Raw genomic sequence first — 1,274 nt, forward strand, 5'->3', positions numbered from 1 at the left:
TCACTTCTTATGCCTGAAAAACGGATTTCCCTATGTGAAGATGAAACCTTTCATCCTCAAGTCTGCCTTGTGGCTATCGAACCGAATTCCAACTATATTATTCTTGAAAAATATGCCAAGGACCGTTCCGGAGCTACTTGGAACCAATCTGTGGGTGGGGCGCTTGGTGATCTTCCCGTCAAGGTTATTCAAAGTACGAGTGATGAGGGAAAGGGATTGATTCATCATGTGACGAAAGGCTTGAACGGTCACCATTCTCCGGATTTGTTTCATGTAATGTATGAAATCAGTCGGGGAACTGGAGCTCCACTCTCTGCAAAAATACGGAAAGCTGAAAAAGAACATGAAAACAGTAAGAAAAATGTTCTTGATGCGCAGAAAAACAAGAACGACTATGAAAACCTTGGAAAACGACCTGTTGGGAGACCGCTTGATTTTGATAAGAAAATCCTTCGCTGTGTGGAAGAAGAACAAGAAGCAAAAGAGGCTCTGGACAAGGCAAGAGAAAACCAGGAAACTGTTACAAAAGCAAGAAAACAAATCAGCAGAGTCTATCACCCCTATGATCCTCTCACAGGAAACAAGCAGGGCTCAGATGCTCTTGGTATTCAACTGAAAGATAGCTTTGATCAAATTCGGGAAGCAACGGAGCTGCTGCCGGATCGATGCAAGGATAAAATCGAAAAAGCCTGGCGCGTAACCGAAAAAATGATGGCAACCCTCGTATTCTATTTTTGCATGATTGAATCGTGTGTCAACGATATGGATTTGCCTGATGATAAGCGAAACTTGATGCATAGCCGTTTAATTCCAGGATTTTATCTTCAAAAGGCCGCCCATAAGGAAAAAGATCCGGAACGAAAAAGGAAGATTCGGCAAAGATCTCAGGAGTTGCTTTCTGTATTGCAGGACAGAAACGGACAGCGTTCCGAATCCGCTGACGGTGAAATCAACCGCATGGTAAGGACGGCAAAGGAGTGCGCAGGATTTTTTCAAAGGTCAAGTTCATGCGTAGAAGGGCGTAATGCGCAACTGTCTCTGCATCATCATGGTATGCACCGGTTGAGTGACCGGAAAATGAAGGGGTTGACGGTGATTCATAACTTTCACTTAAAACGGCCTGATGGAAGAACGGCGGCAGAACGATTTTTTGAAAACAAGCCGATCAACATGTTTGAATGGCTCGTTAAAAAAATGCCCCTGCCGGCAAGGCCAAGGAGAAATAAAATTAAAATGGCAAGTTAGGTATAATGGCCGATTTTATGATCAAGCCC

At 43.8% G+C, this 1,274-nt stretch carries 1 protein-coding gene; it reads left to right on the plus strand.

What is annotated here, in order from left to right:
• On the plus strand, nt 1–1,245 hold a 1,245-nt coding region (locus B147_RS0110250), incomplete at its 5' end, for a DUF6399 domain-containing protein (protein ID WP_020587113.1).
• Nucleotides 1,246–1,274 lie beyond the last annotated feature (29 nt).

Source organism: Desulfobacter curvatus DSM 3379 (assembly GCF_000373985.1).
GTDB lineage: Bacteria > Desulfobacterota > Desulfobacteria > Desulfobacterales > Desulfobacteraceae > Desulfobacter > Desulfobacter curvatus.